31 protein-coding genes are annotated in these 19048 nt (G+C 54.1%); 1 reads left to right on the top strand and 30 read right to left on the bottom strand.

The window, feature by feature from the left end:
• Positions 1–107: 107 nt before the first annotated feature.
• Both ssb and IBX51_RS05635 read right to left on the bottom strand, forming a co-directional pair.
• Complete coding sequence (ssb, locus tag IBX51_RS05640; RefSeq protein WP_291829568.1) at positions 108–656, bottom strand: single-stranded DNA-binding protein; 549 nt, start codon at positions 654–656, stop codon at positions 108–110.
• Between the two features lie 56 nt (positions 657–712).
• Positions 713–2083 carry an MFS transporter gene (locus IBX51_RS05635; protein ID WP_291829566.1) on the bottom strand — a complete coding sequence of 457 codons (1371 nt, stop codon included), beginning with the start codon at positions 2081–2083 and terminating at the stop codon, positions 713–715.
• Between the two features lie 180 nt (positions 2084–2263).
• On the opposite strand from IBX51_RS05635, the gene uvrA reads away from it, so the two are divergent.
• Positions 2264–5095 (top strand): excinuclease ABC subunit UvrA, encoded by a 2832-nt coding sequence (gene uvrA / locus IBX51_RS05630; RefSeq protein ID WP_291829565.1) that lies wholly within the window; start codon positions 2264–2266, stop codon positions 5093–5095.
• An 83-nt stretch (positions 5096–5178) separates the two neighbouring features.
• On the opposite strand, the gene rplQ is transcribed toward uvrA, so the two are convergent.
• The 28 genes from rplQ to rpsJ form a co-directional block, all read right to left on the bottom strand.
• Entirely contained in the window at positions 5179–5577 is a 399-nt protein-coding gene (rplQ, locus tag IBX51_RS05625) for a 50S ribosomal protein L17 (RefSeq protein ID WP_291829563.1), read from the bottom strand.
• Between the two features lie 33 nt (positions 5578–5610).
• On the bottom strand, positions 5611–6615 hold the full coding sequence (gene rpoA, locus IBX51_RS05620) for a DNA-directed RNA polymerase subunit alpha (protein ID WP_291829562.1): 1005 nt from the start codon (positions 6613–6615) through the stop codon (positions 5611–5613).
• Between the two features lie 35 nt (positions 6616–6650).
• Positions 6651–7271 (bottom strand): 30S ribosomal protein S4, encoded by a 621-nt coding sequence (rpsD, locus tag IBX51_RS05615; protein ID WP_291829560.1) that lies wholly within the window; start codon positions 7269–7271, stop codon positions 6651–6653.
• A gap of 18 nt (positions 7272–7289) precedes the next feature.
• Entirely contained in the window at positions 7290–7679 is a 390-nt protein-coding gene (rpsK, locus tag IBX51_RS05610; RefSeq protein ID WP_044387623.1) for a 30S ribosomal protein S11, read from the bottom strand.
• Positions 7680–7692: 13 nt separating this feature from the next.
• Entirely contained in the window at positions 7693–8049 is a 357-nt protein-coding gene (rpsM, locus tag IBX51_RS05605) for a 30S ribosomal protein S13 (protein WP_044387625.1), read from the bottom strand.
• A 144-nt stretch (positions 8050–8193) separates the two neighbouring features.
• Positions 8194–8307 (bottom strand): 50S ribosomal protein L36, encoded by a 114-nt coding sequence (gene rpmJ / locus IBX51_RS05600; RefSeq protein WP_004580765.1) that lies wholly within the window; start codon positions 8305–8307, stop codon positions 8194–8196.
• Between the two features lie 33 nt (positions 8308–8340).
• Entirely contained in the window at positions 8341–9663 is a 1323-nt protein-coding gene (secY, locus tag IBX51_RS05595) for a preprotein translocase subunit SecY (RefSeq protein ID WP_291829551.1), read from the bottom strand.
• A gap of 17 nt (positions 9664–9680) precedes the next feature.
• Positions 9681–10115 (bottom strand): 50S ribosomal protein L15, encoded by a 435-nt coding sequence (gene rplO / locus IBX51_RS05590; RefSeq protein ID WP_106670756.1) that lies wholly within the window; start codon positions 10113–10115, stop codon positions 9681–9683.
• 1 nt (position 10116) lies between these two features.
• Positions 10117–10305, bottom strand: a complete 189-nt coding sequence (gene rpmD, locus IBX51_RS05585; RefSeq protein WP_007153997.1) for a 50S ribosomal protein L30 — start codon at positions 10303–10305, stop codon at positions 10117–10119.
• A gap of 4 nt (positions 10306–10309) precedes the next feature.
• Complete coding sequence (gene rpsE / locus IBX51_RS05580) at positions 10310–10810, bottom strand: 30S ribosomal protein S5 (protein ID WP_044387634.1); 501 nt, start codon at positions 10808–10810, stop codon at positions 10310–10312.
• A gap of 12 nt (positions 10811–10822) precedes the next feature.
• Positions 10823–11170, bottom strand: a complete 348-nt coding sequence (rplR, locus tag IBX51_RS05575) for a 50S ribosomal protein L18 (RefSeq protein ID WP_106670755.1) — start codon at positions 11168–11170, stop codon at positions 10823–10825.
• 9 nt (positions 11171–11179) lie between these two features.
• Complete coding sequence (rplF, locus tag IBX51_RS05570; RefSeq protein ID WP_044387638.1) at positions 11180–11713, bottom strand: 50S ribosomal protein L6; 534 nt, start codon at positions 11711–11713, stop codon at positions 11180–11182.
• Between the two features lie 9 nt (positions 11714–11722).
• Positions 11723–12115, bottom strand: a complete 393-nt coding sequence (gene rpsH / locus IBX51_RS05565; RefSeq protein WP_044387641.1) for a 30S ribosomal protein S8 — start codon at positions 12113–12115, stop codon at positions 11723–11725.
• 88 nt (positions 12116–12203) lie between these two features.
• Positions 12204–12509 carry a 30S ribosomal protein S14 gene (rpsN, locus tag IBX51_RS05560; protein ID WP_291829539.1) on the bottom strand — a complete coding sequence of 102 codons (306 nt, stop codon included), beginning with the start codon at positions 12507–12509 and terminating at the stop codon, positions 12204–12206.
• Between the two features lie 12 nt (positions 12510–12521).
• Positions 12522–13061 carry a 50S ribosomal protein L5 gene (gene rplE, locus IBX51_RS05555; RefSeq protein ID WP_044387645.1) on the bottom strand — a complete coding sequence of 180 codons (540 nt, stop codon included), beginning with the start codon at positions 13059–13061 and terminating at the stop codon, positions 12522–12524.
• Positions 13062–13076: 15 nt separating this feature from the next.
• Positions 13077–13397, bottom strand: a complete 321-nt coding sequence (gene rplX, locus IBX51_RS05550) for a 50S ribosomal protein L24 (RefSeq protein WP_044387647.1) — start codon at positions 13395–13397, stop codon at positions 13077–13079.
• Positions 13398–13414: 17 nt separating this feature from the next.
• Positions 13415–13783 (bottom strand): 50S ribosomal protein L14, encoded by a 369-nt coding sequence (gene rplN / locus IBX51_RS05545; protein WP_007154005.1) that lies wholly within the window; start codon positions 13781–13783, stop codon positions 13415–13417.
• 18 nt (positions 13784–13801) lie between these two features.
• Positions 13802–14068 (bottom strand): 30S ribosomal protein S17, encoded by a 267-nt coding sequence (rpsQ, locus tag IBX51_RS05540; RefSeq protein WP_044387650.1) that lies wholly within the window; start codon positions 14066–14068, stop codon positions 13802–13804.
• Position 14069: 1 nt separating this feature from the next.
• Positions 14070–14261, bottom strand: a complete 192-nt coding sequence (gene rpmC / locus IBX51_RS05535; protein WP_044387652.1) for a 50S ribosomal protein L29 — start codon at positions 14259–14261, stop codon at positions 14070–14072.
• A complete protein-coding gene (rplP, locus tag IBX51_RS05530) occupies positions 14261–14674 on the bottom strand; it encodes a 50S ribosomal protein L16 (RefSeq protein WP_044387654.1) in 414 nt (137 codons plus the stop codon). Before rplP ends, rpmC begins: the two co-directional genes overlap by 1 nt.
• A 12-nt stretch (positions 14675–14686) precedes the next feature.
• Positions 14687–15370 (bottom strand): 30S ribosomal protein S3, encoded by a 684-nt coding sequence (gene rpsC / locus IBX51_RS05525; protein ID WP_291829527.1) that lies wholly within the window; start codon positions 15368–15370, stop codon positions 14687–14689.
• Positions 15371–15381: 11 nt separating this feature from the next.
• A complete protein-coding gene (gene rplV, locus IBX51_RS05520) occupies positions 15382–15714 on the bottom strand; it encodes a 50S ribosomal protein L22 (RefSeq protein WP_092016112.1) in 333 nt (110 codons plus the stop codon).
• A 16-nt stretch (positions 15715–15730) separates the two neighbouring features.
• On the bottom strand, positions 15731–16006 hold the full coding sequence (rpsS, locus tag IBX51_RS05515; RefSeq protein ID WP_291829522.1) for a 30S ribosomal protein S19: 276 nt from the start codon (positions 16004–16006) through the stop codon (positions 15731–15733).
• A 23-nt stretch (positions 16007–16029) separates the two neighbouring features.
• Positions 16030–16857, bottom strand: coding sequence for a 50S ribosomal protein L2 (rplB, locus tag IBX51_RS05510; protein ID WP_291829520.1), 828 nt, complete (start codon positions 16855–16857; stop codon positions 16030–16032).
• A gap of 17 nt (positions 16858–16874) precedes the next feature.
• On the bottom strand, positions 16875–17168 hold the full coding sequence (gene rplW / locus IBX51_RS05505; RefSeq protein ID WP_044387664.1) for a 50S ribosomal protein L23: 294 nt from the start codon (positions 17166–17168) through the stop codon (positions 16875–16877).
• A complete protein-coding gene (gene rplD / locus IBX51_RS05500; RefSeq protein WP_291829516.1) occupies positions 17165–17770 on the bottom strand; it encodes a 50S ribosomal protein L4 in 606 nt (201 codons plus the stop codon). Before rplD ends, rplW begins: the two co-directional genes overlap by 4 nt.
• A gap of 11 nt (positions 17771–17781) precedes the next feature.
• Entirely contained in the window at positions 17782–18420 is a 639-nt protein-coding gene (gene rplC, locus IBX51_RS05495) for a 50S ribosomal protein L3 (RefSeq protein WP_291829515.1), read from the bottom strand.
• 76 nt (positions 18421–18496) lie between these two features.
• The gene (gene rpsJ, locus IBX51_RS05490; RefSeq protein WP_007350503.1) at positions 18497–18808 is read right to left on the bottom strand and encodes a 30S ribosomal protein S10; all 312 of its coding nucleotides are present in this window, start codon (positions 18806–18808) and stop codon (positions 18497–18499) included.
• Positions 18809–19048 lie beyond the last annotated feature (240 nt).

Raw genomic sequence — 19048 nt, 5'->3', positions numbered from 1 at the left:
ACGTAACTCTACGTTTTCTTGATTGATTTCACCGAGATTTTGCAAGTCGGTAACAAAAAAGCCTGCAGAAATCGCAGGCTTTTTTGTTACATCAACCGAGACATCCGCTAGAACGGGATGTCGTCATCAAAATCGTCAATCGGCTCAGGCATGCCGCTGCCACTTTGCGGCTGCCCCTGCTGGCCGTAACCACCCGACTGAGCCGGCTGATTATTCTGCTGCTGGGCGGGTGCGCTGTACTGACCCTGAGGCTGGTTTTGCTGTTGTGGTCGCCCCTGTGGCGCGCCCTGATTCATGCCACCTTCGCCACCACGACTATCCAGCATCTGCATCTGACCATTGATGTCGACCACAATCTCAGTGGTGTACACATCCTGCCCTTCTTTATTCTGCCATTTGCGGGTTTGCAGGCGACCTTCGATATACACCTTGGAGCCTTTGCGCAGATACTGGCCGGCCACTTCGGCCACTTTGCCGAAGAGCACAATCCGATGCCATTCCGTTCTTGGCACCATCTGCCCGGTCTGGCGATCTTTGTAACTTTCATCGGTAGCCAGGTTGAGGTTAACAACCGCGTTGCCGTTCGGGGTATAACGGGTGTCTGGATCCTGGCCCAGATTACCGATAAGAATGACCTTATTTATGCCTCGTGCCATCTTCTGCTCCTGATCGTGTTTGCTCAATACGTGCCTTCCTTGCACGCATTCTGTGTTTAAGAACCCTTACCCTGCCGCACAAATTCAAAGTGCGCAAGCTGATCTTCGTGAAAGTATTGCTTGTCGACTTTCAGGTACGCGGTGCCTGCTTCTTCCACAACCACCACGTCCTGAACGCCCGGTAAACGGCGCAGACCTTGATCGATTTCATCAAAGCCGTAAGGCACCCCTTCTTTTAACTGCACCACAAAACTGGCGGTGTAACTCGGCGTTGGCATGGTCAACGCCACTAACCACCAAATCCCCAGGCCACCGACCATCAACCAGAGAACGCCGTCGATGCCCACGATCTGCAGCAAATAACCACCGAGGGCGCCACCCAGAAAGGCACCAAAAAACTGCGACGTGGAATAGACCCCCATGGCGGTACCCTTACTGGCCGCCGGCGCCTCCTTGCTGATCAAAGAGGGCAGGCTCGCCTCCAGCAGATTGAACGCCATAAAGAAGAAGAATAATACAGCCCATGCGGCCCAAAGGCTTTGACCGATGGCCGTCAACCCCGCGGTTGCCAGCGCCAGCAACGCAACGGCACCGCAAAACACCGGTTTCATCTTACGCTTTTTTTCACCAACGATGATAAACGGCACCATGGCAAAGAACGACGTCAGCATGATCGTGAGGTAAAACCACCAATGGGAACGGCCGGGCAACCCCAGATCATCCTGGAGCATGGTAGGAAACACCAGAAACAGCGCCGTTAAAACAAAATGCAGGACAAAAATACCGAAATCCAGGCGCAGTAACCGGCCATCACTAAGCACTCGCCCTACCATCTCACGCGCCGGGTGCGTATCTGCGCTGACTTTATGCCCATGGGGCGTCGGCACCACCTTTGCCACGATAACGAGCGCCACAACCGCCAACATGGCAGTCGCGTAGAATATGCCAGACAGCCCCCACACCGCACCCAATAATGGCCCAGCCACCAGCGAGACCGAAAAAGACAAACCGATGGTGATGCCCACCATGGCCATGGCCTTGGTGCGCTCTTCCTCGCGGGTGAGGTCACTCAGTAATGCCATCAGCACACTGGCGATGGCACCAGCACCCTGAAGAATCCGACCGGCGATTACAACGTATATCGAATCCGTAGCAGCGGCGAGCAGACTACCGACAGCAAACAGCACGAGCCCGATATAGATCATGCGCTTGCGGCCAACACGGTCAGACAACAAACCGAAAGGAATCTGAAGCAAGGCCTGACTCAGGCCGTAAGCGCCAATAGCCAGGCCAATCAGAGCAGGTGTCGCGCCTTGCAACTCACTGCCCAGCAGGACAAATACCGGCATAACCATGAACAAACCCAGCATACGCATGGCGTATACCGAGGCAAGAGCCGTTACAGAGCGTTTTTCAAGCGCGTTCATGCTTACTCATGCTGGATTGAAGAAGTGTGAGTATACGGCCGGTGACCGCTGGCGGCGCATTGTACCAGATGCACTCGGGCGACGGGACTACTCCCACCACGAGACCCCGAGGCATTCATCCGCGGTTTCCCCGGGGGAGGCCGAACACGATATACTGGTGGTTTTACCAAGCGAGGTGTTATGGACCATATCCAGATCAAAGGCGCACGCACTCACAACCTGAAGAACATTGACCTGGATATCCCGAGAGACAAGCTTATTGTCATTACCGGTCTCTCAGGTTCAGGAAAGTCTTCGCTGGCTTTCGATACACTTTATGCCGAAGGCCAGCGGCGCTATGTCGAATCTTTGTCCACGTACGCCCGGCAATTCCTGTCGATGATGGAAAAGCCCGACGTCGATCACATTGAAGGCTTGTCCCCGGCCATTTCCATCGAGCAAAAGTCAACCTCGCACAATCCCCGCTCGACCGTCGGAACCATCACCGAGATTTACGACTATCTGCGACTTCTGTTCGCCCGCGCCGGCGAGCCTCGCTGCCCGGATCACGGCCAACCCCTGGAAGCCCAGACCGTCAGCCAGATGGTCGACCTGGTTCTGGCAATGCCCGAAGACAGCAAACTGATGATCCTGGCGCCGATCATTCGGGACCGCAAAGGTGAGCACCTTCAGGTGATTGACACCATGCGCAGCCAGGGCTTCATCCGGCTACGGGTGGACGGCACCGTCTATGACATTGACGACGTGCCGCCACTGGATAAAAAACGCAAACACCAGATTGATGTTGTGGTCGACCGTTTCAAAGTCAAAGCTGGCCTGGAACAGCGCCTGGCAGAAAGTTTTGAAACGGCACTTGAACTGGCCGACGGTATCGCACTCGTAGCCCCAATGTCCGGCACTGGCGAGCAGCATACGTTCTCTGCCCGTTACGCCTGCACCCAGTGCGGTTACGCGCTCAGCGAGCTTGAGCCCAAACTGTTCTCCTTCAACAATCCCGCCGGCGCCTGCCCAACCTGTGACGGTCTTGGCGTAAAACAGTTTTTTGACCAGGAGAAAATGATCCAGAACCCGGAAGCAACCCTGGCCTCTGGTGCGATCAAGGGCTGGGACCGGCGGGCAGTGTATTACTTCCAGATGCTTTCGAGCGTTGCCGATCACTATGGCATTGACCTTGAGACTCCCTGGGAAGACCTGCCAAAAGCGTTCCAGTCCATTTTGCTGAACGGCTCAGGGGGTGAAGACATTCCTTTCCGCTACGTCAATTCCCGCGGCCAGATTATGGAGAAGGCGCACCCGTTTGAAGGTATTCTGCCCAATCTTGAGCGCCGCTATCGGGAAACCGACTCCCAAAGCATGCGCGAAGAACTGGCTCGCAACCTGAGCACGCAACCCTGTAAAGACTGCAACGGCTCACGTCTGCGCCAGAGCGCCCGCAACGTCTTCATCGAAGAACGTAACATCTCAAATATCACCCATCTTCCCGTAGGGGATGCCCATCGCTACTTCAGCGAGTTGGCGCTGCCTGGTCGCAAAGGCGAAATTGCCGAGAAGATTCTTAAGGAAGTGCGTGAACGCCTGCAATTTTTGGTGAATGTCGGGCTTGAGTACCTCACCCTGGAGCGCAGTGCAGACACACTGTCGGGCGGCGAAGCCCAGCGCATTCGCCTGGCCAGCCAGATCGGTGCAGGCCTGGTCGGCGTTATGTATATCCTGGACGAACCCTCCATTGGTTTGCACCAACGGGACAACGACCGGCTGCTCACCACCCTCACCCACCTCCGGGATCTGGGCAACACCGTCATTGTGGTTGAACACGACGAGGACGCCATACGGGCCGCAGATTACGTGATCGATATCGGCCCCGGTGCCGGCGTGCACGGCGGCGAAATCGTCGCCAGAGGCACACCAGCTGACATCATTGCCAATAAAGACTCTCTGACCGGCCAGTACCTTTGTGGCGACAAAGAAATTGCCATCCCTGCAACCCGTAACAAAGGCAACGGTAAATCACTGGTACTCACCGGCGCCAACGGCAACAACCTTCAGGATGTCACCCTGACCCTGCCACTTGGCGTCATGACCTGCGTCACCGGCGTATCCGGGTCGGGTAAGTCGACACTGATAAACGCCACCCTTTACCCGGTTGCTGCTACCAAGTTGAACAAAGCCTCGACCCTGGCCCATGCCCCATATCATAGCCTCAAAGGCCTGGACCAACTGGACAAGGTGATCGACATCGACCAAAGCCCCATCGGTCGTACGCCGAGATCCAATCCGGCCACCTACACCGGTTTGTTCACGCCGATCCGCGAACTGTTTGCCGGCACTCAGGAAGCGCGCTCAAGAGGCTATAAGCCCGGTCGTTTCTCGTTCAACGTAAAAGGCGGTCGCTGTGAAGCGTGCCAAGGCGATGGCGTCATAAAAGTTGAAATGCACTTCCTGCCCGACGTTTATGTGCCCTGCGATATCTGCAAGGGCAAGCGCTACAACAGGGAAACACTGGAAGTCCGCTACAAGGGCAAGAACATTCACGAAGTGCTCGACATGACGGTCGAAGAAGGCCGCGAGTTTTTTGATGCGGTGCCGTTCCTGGCACGCAAACTCCAAACCCTGATCGACGTTGGCTTGTCTTACATCCGCCTGGGCCAAAGTGCGGTCACTCTCTCCGGCGGCGAGGCTCAGCGAGTCAAACTGGCAAAGGAACTGTCCAAACGCGATACCGGAAAGACACTATACATCCTGGACGAACCAACAACCGGGCTGCACTTCTACGACATCCAGCAATTACTGAACGTATTGCAACGACTGCGCGATCACGGCAATACCATTGTTGTGATCGAGCATAACCTGGACGTTATCAAAACCGCCGACTGGATCGTCGATCTTGGCCCGGAAGGCGGCTCTGGCGGCGGCCAGATCATTGCAGAGGGCACTCCGGAAGACGTCGCAAATAACGCACTTTCGCACACAGGGAGATATCTGAAACCCATGTTAGGTAAGAAAGACGCATAAACATCAGCCTGGTATAAACGCCAGACACAAAAAAACCGGGGACCTTTCGGAACCCGGTTTTTTTATGGGCGAACCCGAAGATTTTACTCTTCGTTATCGTCCACTTCTTCCGCTTCGATATCCAGAGGGCGACCGACCAGCTCTACAAATGCCATAGGGGCATTGTCACCAGCACGGAAACCACACTTAAGGACACGAAGGTATCCACCCGGGCGCTCGCTGTAGCGAGGACCAATCTCATTAAAGAGCTTGGCAACCACAGCATCGTTGCGCAGGCGTGCGAACGCCAGACGACGATTTGCTACCGAATCATTCTTTGCGAGCGTGATCAACGGCTCTGCTACCCGACGCAATTCTTTCGCTTTCGGGAGCGTCGTTTTAATCAGCTCGTGCTCAACCAGTGACGCCGCCATGTTACGGAACATGGCCTTGCGATGCGCACTGGTCCTGTTGAACTTACGACCACTCTTACGATGACGCATTGCTCTGATTCCTTACCTTAAACTAATCGGCGATTAACCGCCCAGAACCCGGTCATCGCCACGAAGGCTTGCCGGCGGCCAGTTATCAAGACGCATTCCCAGAGACAAACCACGAGACGCCAAAACGTCCTTGATCTCAGTCAGCGACTTTTTGCCAAGGTTAGGCGTCTTCAGCAGCTCCACTTCCGTGCGCTGAATTAGATCGCCGATATAGTAAATGTTTTCTGCCTTCAAGCAGTTAGCCGAACGAACAGTCAATTCAAGATCATCAACCGGGCGCAGCAGAATCGGATCAATTTCTTCCTCTTCTTCTACCCGCTCAGGCTCTTTCTCATGATCAAAATCGACGAACACCGCCAATTGCTGCTGGAGGATGGTCGCGGCCCGGCGAATCGCTTCTTCGGGATCGATCGTGCCATTGGTCTCCAGATCAATAACCAGCTTGTCCAGATCTGTACGCTGCTCAATCCGCGCGCTTTCGACGGCATAAGCCACTCGGCGAACCGGGCTGAACGTAGCGTCGAGCTGCAAACGTCCGATGGCACGAGTCTCGTCTTCGTCAAGACCACGCTGATCTGCCGGCTCATAGCCGCGACCACGGGCAACACGCAGACGCATGTTCACTTCGCCATTTTCGCTCAGGTGACAGATAACGTGCTCAGGATTGGCAATTTCCACATCGTGGTCCAGCTTGATATCGCCGGCAGTCACCAACCCTGGGCCTTTCTTGCTGAGAGTTAACTCAGCATCGTCACGGCTGTTCATCTTCACGGCGACGCCTTTGAGATTCAACAGAATCTCGATAACGTCTTCCTGGACACCCTCAATGGCGCTGTACTCGTGCAGGACACCGTCGATCTGTGCTTCAGTAACGGCGCAGCCCGGCATCGAAGACAAGAGAATTCGACGCAGTGCGCTGCCCAGGGTGTGACCAAAACCGCGCTCAAGCGGTTCCAGCGTCACCTTGGCACGCGTAGCACCAGATTCCTTCACGTCAATGGTACGAGGTGTCAATAACTCATGTACTGAACGCTGCATAGACGCCCCTATCTACTATCGTTGCTAACTGGGCTTTACTTGGAGTAAAGCTCGACGATGAGGTTCTCGTTGATGTCGGCAGGCAGTTCAATACGCTCAGGTACTGACTTGTAAACGCCGGCCATCTTGTTGGCGTCAACCTCTACCCAGCTTACCGGCGCGCGACTGCTCGCCAGATCCAGAGCGCCTTTAACACGCAACTGGTTTTTGGCTTTTTCACGCACACTCACAACGTCACCCGGCTTCACCTGGTAAGACGGAATGTTCACCGGCTTATCGTTAACCAGGATCGCCTTGTGAGAGACGAGCTGACGGGACTCTGCACGGGTAGAACCAAAGCCCATGCGATACACAACGTTATCCAGACGACCTTCCAGAAGTTGCAGCAGGTTTTCACCAGTCGCACCCTTCAGTCGGGCAGCCTCTTTGTAATAACTGCGGAATTGCTTCTCAAGCACGCCGTAGATACGACGGACTTTCTGTTTTTCACGAAGCTGAACGCCGTACTCGGACAGACGACCGCGACGCGCGCCGTGCATACCCGGCGGTGTCTCGATGTTGCACTTAGTATCGAGCGCGCGAACGCCGCTCTTCAGAAAAAGATCTGTCCCTTCACGACGAGACAGCTTGCACTTCGGGCCTATATAACGAGCCATATTTCACTGTCTCCTGTGTTAGACGCGGCGCTTCTTGGGCGGACGACAGCCGTTATGGGGAATCGGCGTCACATCAGTGATGTTGGTGATCTTGTAGCCGCACGAATTCAACGCACGAACTGCAGATTCACGTCCGGGCCCAGGACCCTTAACCTCTACGTCCAGGTTTTTAAGGCCGTATTCAGCAGCCGCATTACCGGCTCTTTCAGCTGCTACCTGCGCAGCAAAAGGTGTACTCTTACGTGAGCCGCGGAAACCGGAACCACCAGAGGTGGCCCAGGACAGGACGTTGCCCTGACGGTCCGAAATGGTCACGATGGTGTTGTTGAAGGACGCGTGAATGTGCGCGACGCCATCAACAACCGTCTTTTTCACCTTTTTACGGGTACGTGTACCTGGCTTTGCCATGTTTGCCTACCTGTTACTTACGAATAGGTTTGCGTGGACCTTTACGGGTGCGGGCGTTGGTCTTGGTGCGCTGGCCACGGACCGGAAGGCCGTGACGATGACGCAGACCACGGAAGCAACCGAGATCCTTCAAACGCTTGATGTTCATCTGTACTTCACGACGCAGATCGCCTTCAACGGTAAACTTGCCCACTTCTGAACGAAGTGCTTCAAGTTGCTCGTCGCTAAGGTCTTTGACCTTGACGTCCGGCTTAACGCCGGTTGCATCGCAAAGCTTCTGGGCTGTTGTCTTGCCAACACCAAAAATGTAGGTGAGCGAGATAACAGCATGTTTGTGATCGGGTATATTGACACCGGCTATACGTGCCATCCAAATTACTCCGCGTTCAAAGCTTTGCTGTGTGAATTTTCCGCCACTATAAAAGGGCGCGAAATAATAGCGCCTGACCCCAACCGAGGTCAAGCGCTATTATTCGTACCCTCTACAATGCCAGTTCCGAATCCCGTATGGATATCAGCCCTGACGCTGTTTGTGACGAGGCTCCGTGCAAATAACTCTTACTGAGCCATTGCGACGAATTACTTTGCAGTTACGGCAAATTTTCTTTACCGAAGCGCGTACTTTCATTGTCGACTCCAGTTTTCAAGGGGAACGGCTTAATCAGCCGTTCCGTCCATAGCCCTTGAGATTGGATTTCTTCATCAGTGATTCATACTGATGTGACATCAGGTGCGACTGAACCTGGGCCATGAAATCCATCACCACGACTACAACAATCAGCAGTGACGTACCACCCAAATAGAAGGGCACATTACCTGCCACCATCAGGAACTGAGGGAACAGAGACACCGCTGCAATATACATAGCCCCGAATAACGTTAGGCGGGTCAGTACACCATCGATGTACTTGGCCGTCTGCTCTCCAGGGCGAATGCCCGGAATAAACGCACCGGAACGCTTGAGGTTATCCGCAACTTCTTTCGGGTTGTACATCAGCGCTGTATAGAAGAAGCAGAAGAAAACGACTGCTGCTGCGAACAGGATGATATACAACGGCTGACTCGGAGCCAATGCCTGGGAGATGTCACTCAACCATTCCATACCCTCGCCCTGACCAAACCACTGCCCCAAAGAAGCCGGGAACAACAGAATGGACGACGCAAAGATCGGCGGTATCACACCTGCCATATTGACCTTCAGCGGCAGATGGCTGGACTGCTGAGCGAACACCTGACGCCCTTGCTGACGCTTGGCGTAGTTAATGGTCAAGCGACGCTGACCACGCTCCATGAACACCACGAAGCCCACGACCGCAATCGCAAGAACCCCAATACCGAGCACCACCAGCAAGCTCATCTCACCGCTACGAGCCTGCTCCAGAGTCTGACCAATGGCACCTGGCAATCCGGCCACAATCCCTGCAAAAATCAGCAGGGATATACCGTTACCGACGCCACGCTCAGTGATCTGCTCACCAAGCCACATCATGAAGACAGCACCACAAACGAAGGACACAACCGCCACAAAGTGGAAGCTGAAGCTATCGTTGAAGGTGACACCCTGAGAGGCCAGCCCCACAGAAATACCAAAGCCCTGAACCAGGGCCAGGACAACCGTACCATACCGCGTGTACTGGCTAATCTTGCGACGACCAGCTTCACCTTCCTTTTTCAGCTGCTCAAGATGCGGGTTAACCGCGGTCATGAGCTGCATGATAATAGAAGCCGAAATATACGGCATGATACCGAGTGCGAAGATACTCATGCGCTCAAGCGCACCACCGGAAAACATGTTGAACAGACTCAGAATGGTTCCCTGATTCTGATCAAACAGTGCCGCCAAACGATCCGGGTTGATGCCGGGTACGGGAATGTGGGCACCGACTCGGTACACCAGCAACGCCAGAAATACGAACCAGAGGCGCGAACGCAGCTCTGCAAATCCTTTTCCGGCGCCCGCAGGCATTGATGCTGTCTTGGCCATTTAGTCCTCGACTCGTCTTAGTCTTCGACTTTCCCGCCCGCGGCAATAATTGCCTCGCGTGCGCCTTTGGTGACACGTAGCCCTTTCACGGTTACCGCACGGTCCAATTCGCCGGACAACATAACCTTGGCTTCGCGAATTTCTTCGCGAATGATGTCAGCCTTTTTCAGTGCAGCCAGATCAACCACATCGCCATCTACTTTCGCCAGTTCATTCAGGCGAATTTCGGCAACATAACGCTGCTGGCGGGAGGTGAAACCAAACTTCGGCAGACGACGGGCCAAAGGCTGCTGACCACCCTCGAAACCGGGGGCAACAGAGCCACCAGAACGAGCCTTCAGACCTTTATGACCGCGACCACCAGTTTTACCCAGACCGCTACCGATACCACGACCTACGCGACGTGCAGCAGGACGTGAACCAGGTTCCGGAGCAAGTTCGTTCAGACGCATCTTAGTTCTCCTCAACCTGAACCAGGTAGTTAACCCGGTTGATCATGCCGCGAATCGAAGGCGTATCTTCCACTTCAACGGTATGACCGATTTTGCGAAGACCCAGACCCTTGACGCACAATTTGTGCTTGGGCTGACAGCCGATTGGGCTGCGGGTCAATGTTACTTTGATCGTTTTTGCGTTCGCCATGACTTCAACCCAGAATATCGTCGACGGATTTGCCGCGCTTGGCTGCAATATCTTCAGGCGCTTTCATTGCCTGCAGACCCTTGATGGTAGAACGTACCACGTTTACCGGGTTGGTAGATCCGTAGCACTTGGACAGCACGTTGTGCACGCCAGCCACTTCAAGCACTGCACGCATCGCACCGCCGGCAATGATACCGGTACCGTCTGATGCTGGCTGCATATAAACTTTGGAGCCGCCATGCTGTGCTCTGACCGCATACTGGAGAGTCGTACCATCCAGAGCCACATCTACCATGTTTTTGCGAGCTGCTTCCATTGCCTTCTGGATAGCTACCGGGACTTCCCGGGCCTTACCACGGCCGAAACCAACACGTCCTTTACCATCACCCACTACAGTCAGTGCGGTGAAGGCGAAAATACGGCCACCTTTTACTACCTTGGCGACTCGATTGACCTGAACCAGCTTTTCCTGGAGCTCAGGCGCCTTCTGATCGTTAACGCTCATCTTCTCCACCTCTTAGAATTGCAAGCCAGCTTCACGAGCCGCATCGGCCAAAGCCTGTACGCGACCGTGATAACGGTAACCTGAGCGGTCAAAAGCGACCTTCTCAATGCCTGCTGCCTTGGCACGCTCAGCAATCAGCTGACCGACCTTTTTGGCAGCGTCCACGTTACCGGTTGCACCCTGGCGCAGTTCCTTATCCAACGTGGAGGCAGTTGCCAGCACTTTGCTGCCATCTGCAGACGTGACCTGAGCGTACATGTGACGCGGTGTGCGGTGAACGCACAGACGGTCAGTACCCAGTTCACGGATCTTCATGCGCACTTTGCGTGCGCGACGCAATCTTTCGTTATTCGCGCTCATAGTCCCGCCTTATTTCTTCTTGGCTTCTTTGCGTCTTACCTGCTCATCCGCATAACGAACACCCTTGCCCTTATAAGGCTCGGGCGGACGGAACGCGCGGATTTCTGCAGCGACCTGGCCAACCTGTTGCTTGTCGATACCGCGAATCACAACTTCCGTATTGGACGGAGTTTCAGCGGTAACACCCTCGGGCAGCTCATATTCAACCGGGTGGGAAAAACCCAGCGTCAGATTGAGCTTCTTACCTTGCGCCTGCGCACGATAACCTACGCCCGTCAGCTGAAGCTTGCGCTCCCAGCCTGTGGTTACGCCGGAAACCATATTGTTAATCAGCGCACGAGTAGTACCAGCAAGAGCACGGGACTGTTTGGCACCATCGCGAGCAGCAAAGCGAAGAGTACCCTCTTCCTGCTTTACTTCAACCGCTTGGTGAATGGTGAATTGAAGCGCTCCCTTGGAACCCTTCACATTAATTTCCTGTCCGTTCAGCTTAACCTCAACACCGGAAGGCAGCACGACAGGATTATTGGCAACCCTGGACATGTGATTCTCCTAGAATACGGTGCAGATGACTTCGCCACCCACGCCTGCAGCACGTGCGGCACGGTCTGTCATAACGCCCTTGGACGTTGAGACAATCGCGACTCCCAGACCACCGGAAACTTTCGGTAGCTCCCCTGCACCTTTGTACTGGCGCAGACTCGGGCGACTAACCCGCTTGATCTGTTCGATAACCGGCTTGCCACCAAAATATTTCAGCGTGATGGTCAGCTCTGGTTTCGCGTCAGCTGAAACAGAAAAATCTGCTACGTAGCCTTCGTCCTTGAGGACCTGGGCAACGGAGATCTTCATCTTTGAAGACGGCATGGCCACATCGGCCTTTTGTGCCATCTGTGCGTTACGGATACGGGTAAACATATCCGCAAGCGTATCTTGCATACTCATTGGTATGAGGCTCCTGATCTTTTTAGTTGTGCAGCGGCGCGCCGCACCGCTTACCAACAGGCCCCTGACCGAAGCCAGGTGACCTATCTTACCAGCTTGCTTTAGTCAGGCCCGGTACGTCACCACGCATGCCGTATTCGCGGAGTTTAATCCGTGAAAGCTCGAACTTGCGCAGAACACCGTGGGGCCGACCAGTTACCTGGCAACGATTCCGAAGACGTGAAGGACTTGCATCGCGAGGAAGCTGCTGGAGCTTCATCTGAGCATTCCAACGATCTTCTTCGCTGGCATTCGTGTTTTTGATAATCGCCTTGAGCTCGGCACGCTTGGCTGCAAATTTTGCTACCGTCTTTTCGCGCTTGAGCTCACGGTTTTTCATGGAAACCTTCGCCATGTCACTCGTTCCTTATTTCTTGAACGGAAAGCCAAAGGCTTTCAACAGTTCGCGACCTTCGTCGTCGGTACCGGCAGTGGTGGTGATGGTGATATCCAACCCGCGGATCTTGTCGACTTTGTCGTACTCGATCTCAGGAAAGATGATCTGCTCACGAACACCCATGCTGTAATTACCGCGACCGTCGAAGGATTTCGGATTGAGACCACGGAAGTCACGAATGCGGGGAACCGCAATGTGAACCAGGCGATCAAAGAAATCCCACATGCGCTCACCGCGCAGGGTCACTTTACAACCAATTGGCCAACCTTCACGGATTTTAAAGCCCGCTACCGATTTTTTAGCCTTGGTGACAACCGCTTTCTGTCCTGCCAGGCGCTCAAGATCTGCGACGGCATTTTCAATCAGCTTTTTATCACCAACTGCTTCACCAACACCCATGTTCAGGGTGATCTTCTCGATACGCGGCACCTGCATCACGTTCTTGTAGCCGAACTCCTGCTGCAGGGCGGGTACCACTTCCTTTGAATACTGCTCTTTCATGTTAAGCATCGTAACCACCACCGCTTACTGGTTATCGACAGCTTCTTTCGTGGACTTGAAGATCCGCGACTTGGTGCCGTCATCCTTAATCTGGATGCCAACACGATCGGCTTTGCCGGTCTGCGGATTAAAAATAGCCACGTTGGAAGCCTGGATAGGCGCTTCTTTTTCGACGATGCCACCTGGGGTGCCCAGCATCGGGTTCGGCTTGGTGTGTTTCTTCATCATGTTGATGCCAGAAACAATCACACGGCCATCGTCCTGAACCTTCAGAACTTTACCACGTTTGCCTTTGTCTTTCCCCGTAGTGACGATTACTTCGTCATCTCGTTTGATCTTTTTCATAACCGGCCTCTGGTCCTTTAAAGTACTTCGGGTGCCAGTGAGATAATCTTCATGAACTTTTCATTGCGCAGCTCACGGGTAACCGGTCCGAAGATACGGGTACCAATGGGCGCGTCCTGATTGTTCAGAAGTACCGCCGCGTTACCGTCAAAACGGATCAGTGACCCGTCTGGACGACGCACACCCTTACGGGTACGAACTACAACAGCCTTCAGGACCTGGCCTTTCTTCACCTTACCGCGGGGGATGGCTTCCTTTACGGTTACCTTGATAATGTCCCCAACGCTCGCGTAACGCCGGTGAGATCCGCCCAGGACCTTAATGCACATCACTTGCCGTGCACCACTGTTATCCGCGACTTCAAGCATTGTTTGAGTCTGAATCATGGTTGTTCTCCGGGCGAATTACACCTTAGACGCGCGTTCGGTGACTTCCACCAGGGCCCAGCTCTTGGTCTTAGAGACCGGACGGGTTTCCTGAATGGTTACGATGTCGCCGATGTTGCACTGATTGCTTTCATCGTGCGCATGGATCTTGGTGGAGCGCTTCATGTACTTACCGTACAGAGGGTGTTTCACCTGACGCTCTACCAGGACCACGATGGACTTGTCCATCTTGTTGCTCACGACCTTGCCGCTCAGAGTTCTGGCAGTTTGGGTAGCTTCGGTCATGTCACTGTCCTGCCTTTTCATTCATTACCGTTTTAACGCGCGCAATGTCACGTTTCACCTTGCCGAGGAGGTGAGACTGATTCAGCTGACCTGTCGCCTTACGCATGCGCAGGTTGAACTGCTCCTTCAGGAGGTCGATCAGCTCTTTGTTCAGCTCCTCGACTGACTTGTCACGCAGCTCTGTTGCTTTCATCACATCACCGTCCTCGTTACAAAGGTGGTCTGTACCGGCAGTTTAGCCGCTGCCAGAGTGAAGGCTTCGCGAGCGATTTCCTCGGATACACCTTCCATCTCATAAAGCATGCGGCCTGGCTGAATTTCAGCCACCCAATACTCGACAGAACCTTTACCTTTACCCATCCGTACTTCCAGCGGCTTGCCGGTGATCGGCTTATCCGGGAAAACCCGAATCCAGATCTTACCGCCCCGCTTGATACGACGTGTCATAGTCCGACGCGCTGCTTCAATCTGACGCGCTGTTATACGCCCGCGGCTCGTCGCTTTCAATCCGTATTCACCGAAGCTCACCTTGTTAGCGCGGTGAGCAAGACCGGTGTTACGGCCTTTCATTACCTTGCGAAATTTGGTGCGTTTTGGTTGCAGCATAAGAGTGCCCCTTTACTTAGAACCTTTCTTCCCAGAGGCTTTCTTGTCAGCACGGACCTGTTCCATACCACCAAGAATCTCACCTTTGAAGATCCATACCTTGACGCCGATTACGCCGTAAGTGGTATGCGCTTCGTAGGTTGCGTAATCAATATCTGCACGCAGTGTGTGCAGAGGTACACGACCTTCGCGATACCACTCGGAACGTGCGATTTCAGCACCCCCAAGACGACCGCCAACCTGAATCTTGATACCCTTGGCTCCCTGGCGCATGGCATTCTGTACCGCACGCTTCATAGCGCGACGGAACATCACACGACGCTCCAGCTGTCCGGCAACGTTTTGCGCTACCAGGCGGGCATCCAGGTCCGGCTTGCGGACTTCTTCGATGTTGATGTGCACGGGCACACCCATCATCTCGCCGACTTCACGACGCAGACGATCAACATCTTCACCCTTCTTACCGATAACAATACCGGGACGGGCGGTATGGATCGTGATCCGGGCGTTCTGAGCAGGGCGCTCGATCACGATCTTGCTGACAGACGCCTTTACCAGGCGCTTGTCCAGGAATTCGCGGACCTGAATATCATTCAACAGGTTTTTCGCGTAGTCCTTTTTATCGGCGTACCACACTGAGTTGTGCTCTTTGATCACACCCAGGCGCATGCCGGTTGGATTTACTTTATGACCCATCTGAGCATCTCCTACTTGTCGGCGACCTTGACGGTGATATGACAGGTGCGCTTCATGATTCTATCAGCGCGCCCCTTGGCTCGAGCCTTGATTCGCTTGAGCGTTGGGCCCTCATCCACCATTACGGTGGAAACCCGCAGATCATCTACGTCCAGACCTTCGTTGTGCTCAGCATTAGCGATGGCGGATTCAAGAGCTTTCTTGATCACGACCGCCGCCTTTTTAGGGCTGAAAGTCAGAATATTCAGGGCGTCCTCAACAGCCTTGCCGCGTACTTGGTCGGCAACAAGACGTGCTTTCTGAGCTGAGAGGCGAGCGCCCTTATACTTGGCTGCTACTTCCATTTCTATTACCTCACAATCAGCGTTTAGCTTTCTTGTCGGCTGCATGACCACGATAAGTACGCGTTGCCGCGAACTCACCCAGTTTATGTCCGACCATATCTTCGGTGACATAAACCGGCACGTGCTGCTTGCCGTTGTGGACTGCAATGGTCAGGCCTACCATCTCTGGAAAGATTGTTGACCGGCGGGACCAGGTTTTAATGGGCCGCTTGTCATTTCCTTCCAGAGCTGCCTCGACCTTCTTCAACAGATGCAGGTCTATAAAAGGACCTTTCTTTAAAGAACGTGGCACAGCAATTACCTCTATGTAGTCGTTTACTTGGCCGAACGACGACGTACTATCATCTTGTCAGTACGTTTGTTCTTACGAGTCTTATGCCCTTTGGTCGGAACACCCCACGGAGTAACCGGGTGACGCCCGCCAGAGGTACGCCCTTCACCACCACCATGTGGGTGGTCAACTGGGTTCATAGCAACACCACGTACTGTTGGACGTTTACCGCGCCAACGTGATGCACCCGCTTTACCAAGCTGCTTGAGACTGTGTTCGCTGTTGGACACTTCGCCCAACGTTGCACGGCAATCAACAAGCACCTTACGCATTTCACCTGAACGCAGGCGGATAGTGGCATACGCCCCTTCCCGAGCTACCAGCTGTACGGATGCGCCCGCGGAGCGAGCCAGCTGGGCACCTTTGCCAGGCTTGAGTTCGACGCAATGGATCACAGAACCGACCGGAATGTTCCGGAGCGGCAAAGTAGAGCCCACCTTAATCGGCGCGTCGACGCCGGATCGCACTGGATCGCCGGCGGTCATACCTTTGGGAGCAATAATGTAACGGCGCTCGCCATCGGCATACTTCAGCAATGCAATGTGCGCTGAGCGGTTAGGATCATATTCAAGGCGTTCAATAACCGCCGGAATACCATCTTTGCTCCGCTTAAAGTCAATAACGCGGTAGTGCTGCTTGTGGCCACCACCAATGTGACGAGTAGTAATGCGGCCAGCATTGTTACGGCCACCAGACTTACTCTTTGTTTCTACCAACGGCTCGTAAGGGCGCCCTTTGTGCAGGTCCGGGTTGTAAAGCTTTACAACGTGACGGCGTCCGGCTGATGTTGGCTTGGTTTTGACGATCGGCATATTACGACCCCTTTACCTTATTCCACATCCAGAAAATCGATGTCCTGACCTTCTGCCAGCTTTACATAAGCCTTGCGAATGTCATTACGCTTGCCGAACCCGCGGACGGTACGCTTGAGCTTACCCTTACGGTTCGAAACCTGAACACCTTCGACGGTGACGTTGAACAGCTGTTCAACGGCTTTCTTGATCTCTGGCTTGGTGGCATCAGGTGCTACACGGAACACCACTTGACCACGCTCAGCTGCGAGAGATGTTTTTTCTGATACGTGCGGCCCCAGCAGGACCTTATAAATGCGTTCCTGATTCATCCCAGCATCTCCTCGATCTTCTTCAGAGCGGGAACAGTTACCACGACGTTTTCGTAAGCAACCAGGCTGTACGGATCCAGGCCGGCAACATCCCGAACATCCACGTGCGGGATGTTGCGAGAAGCCAGATGCAGATTTTGCTCGACGTTGTCAGCAAGAATCAGCGCATTGGAAACACCCAGATCTTTCAGCTTTGCGGTGAACGCCTTGGTCTTCGGACTGTCGACGTTAATTTCGTCAACCACCACCAGACGCTCTTGACGAACCAGCTCGGAAAGAATGGAGCACATGGCCGCACGGTACATCTTGCGGTTCACTTTCTGCTCGAAATCACGTGGCTTGGCAGCAAATGTTACGCCACCTGAACGCCAGATCGGACTACGAATGGTGCCCGCACGAGCGCGACCAGTACCCTTCTGGCGCCAAGGCTTTTTACCACCACCCCGGACTTCAGAACGTGTCTTTTGAGCCTTGGTGCCCTGACGGCCAGCTGCCAAATAGGCAGTTACCACCTGGTGAACCAGAGCTTCATTAAAATCTTTGGCGAATGCAGCGTCGGAAACAGAAATCCCCTTGCCGCTACCATTAATTGTCAATTCCATCGCACCGCTCCTCAGGCTTTGACTGCAGGCTTGATGACAACATCGCCGCCAGTTGCGCCAGGTACGGCACCACTCACCAGCAGCAGGTTGCGCTCGGCATCGACACGGACAATATGCAGGTTCTGCACAGTTACCTGAGCGTTACCCATCTGACCGGCCATCTTTTTGCCCTTGAACACCTTACCCGGAGTCTGGTTCTGACCAATAGAACCCGGAGCACGATGAGACAGGGAGTTACCGTGAGTTGCGTCTTGCATGGAGAAGTTCCACCGCTTAACACCACCCTGGAATCCCTTACCTTTGGACTGACCAGTGGCATCAACCGCCTGACCGTCTTCAAAAACAGAGACTGTCAACTCACCACCAGCGGCCAACTCATCGCCTTCGCCGTCTGCAAGACGGAATTCCCATATACCACGACCCGCCTCGACACCAGCTTTCGCATAGTGACCGGCTGCAGCCTTGCTCACACGGGAGGCACGACGAGAACCCACAGTTACCTGCACAGCACGGTAGCCGTCGTTTTCGAGAGTTTTAAGTTGGGTAATTCGGTTGGGCTCAACCTCAATTACCGTTACGGGCAGCGCCTGCCCATCTTCCGTAAAAATACGGGTCATACCGGCCTTACGACCGACAACACCAATTGCCATGTTTCACCTCTTAAGTGTACGGGGCTCGCACCCTCTATGGCCTTATGACAGTTACACAGACTGATACCGGGCGGTATTAGCCGAGGCTGATCTGAACGTCTACACCTGCTGCCAGGTCTAACTTCATCAAAGCATCCACTGTCTTTTCCGTCGGCTCAACAATGTCGAGCAAACGCTTGTGGGTACGAATTTCATACTGGTCGCGCGCGTCTTTGTTGACGTGCGGAGAGACCAGAATGGTGAACTTTTCCTTGCGCGTTGGCAGAGGAATAGGTCCACGCACCTGAGCGCCGGTCCGCTTAGCGGTATCGACAATCTCCTGCGTGGACTGGTCGATCAGGCGATAATCAAACGCCTTCAACCGAATCCGAATCTTTTGGCTTTGCATGATGCACCAAACTCCACTCGTAGCAGCTAATCGTTAGCCGACCTTCAAAAAAAGGAGCCGCATTGTATGCATAATACTCAACCCTGTCAACACGCATGACGCTGACAGGGTTGAGATGACTTTGCGACCAAAATAGAAAAAGGGGCTGAACGTATCAGCCCCTTTTTCCTGATCAAACGAGCGACTTACTCGATGATCTTTGAAACCACGCCGGCACCAACGGTACGGCCGCCTTCGCGA

The organism is Marinobacter sp. (genome assembly GCF_014859525.1).
Lineage (GTDB): Bacteria > Pseudomonadota > Gammaproteobacteria > Pseudomonadales > Oleiphilaceae > Marinobacter.
Note: the sequence above shows the minus strand (reverse complement) of the source record. Positions and strands in the feature narration are given on the sequence as shown.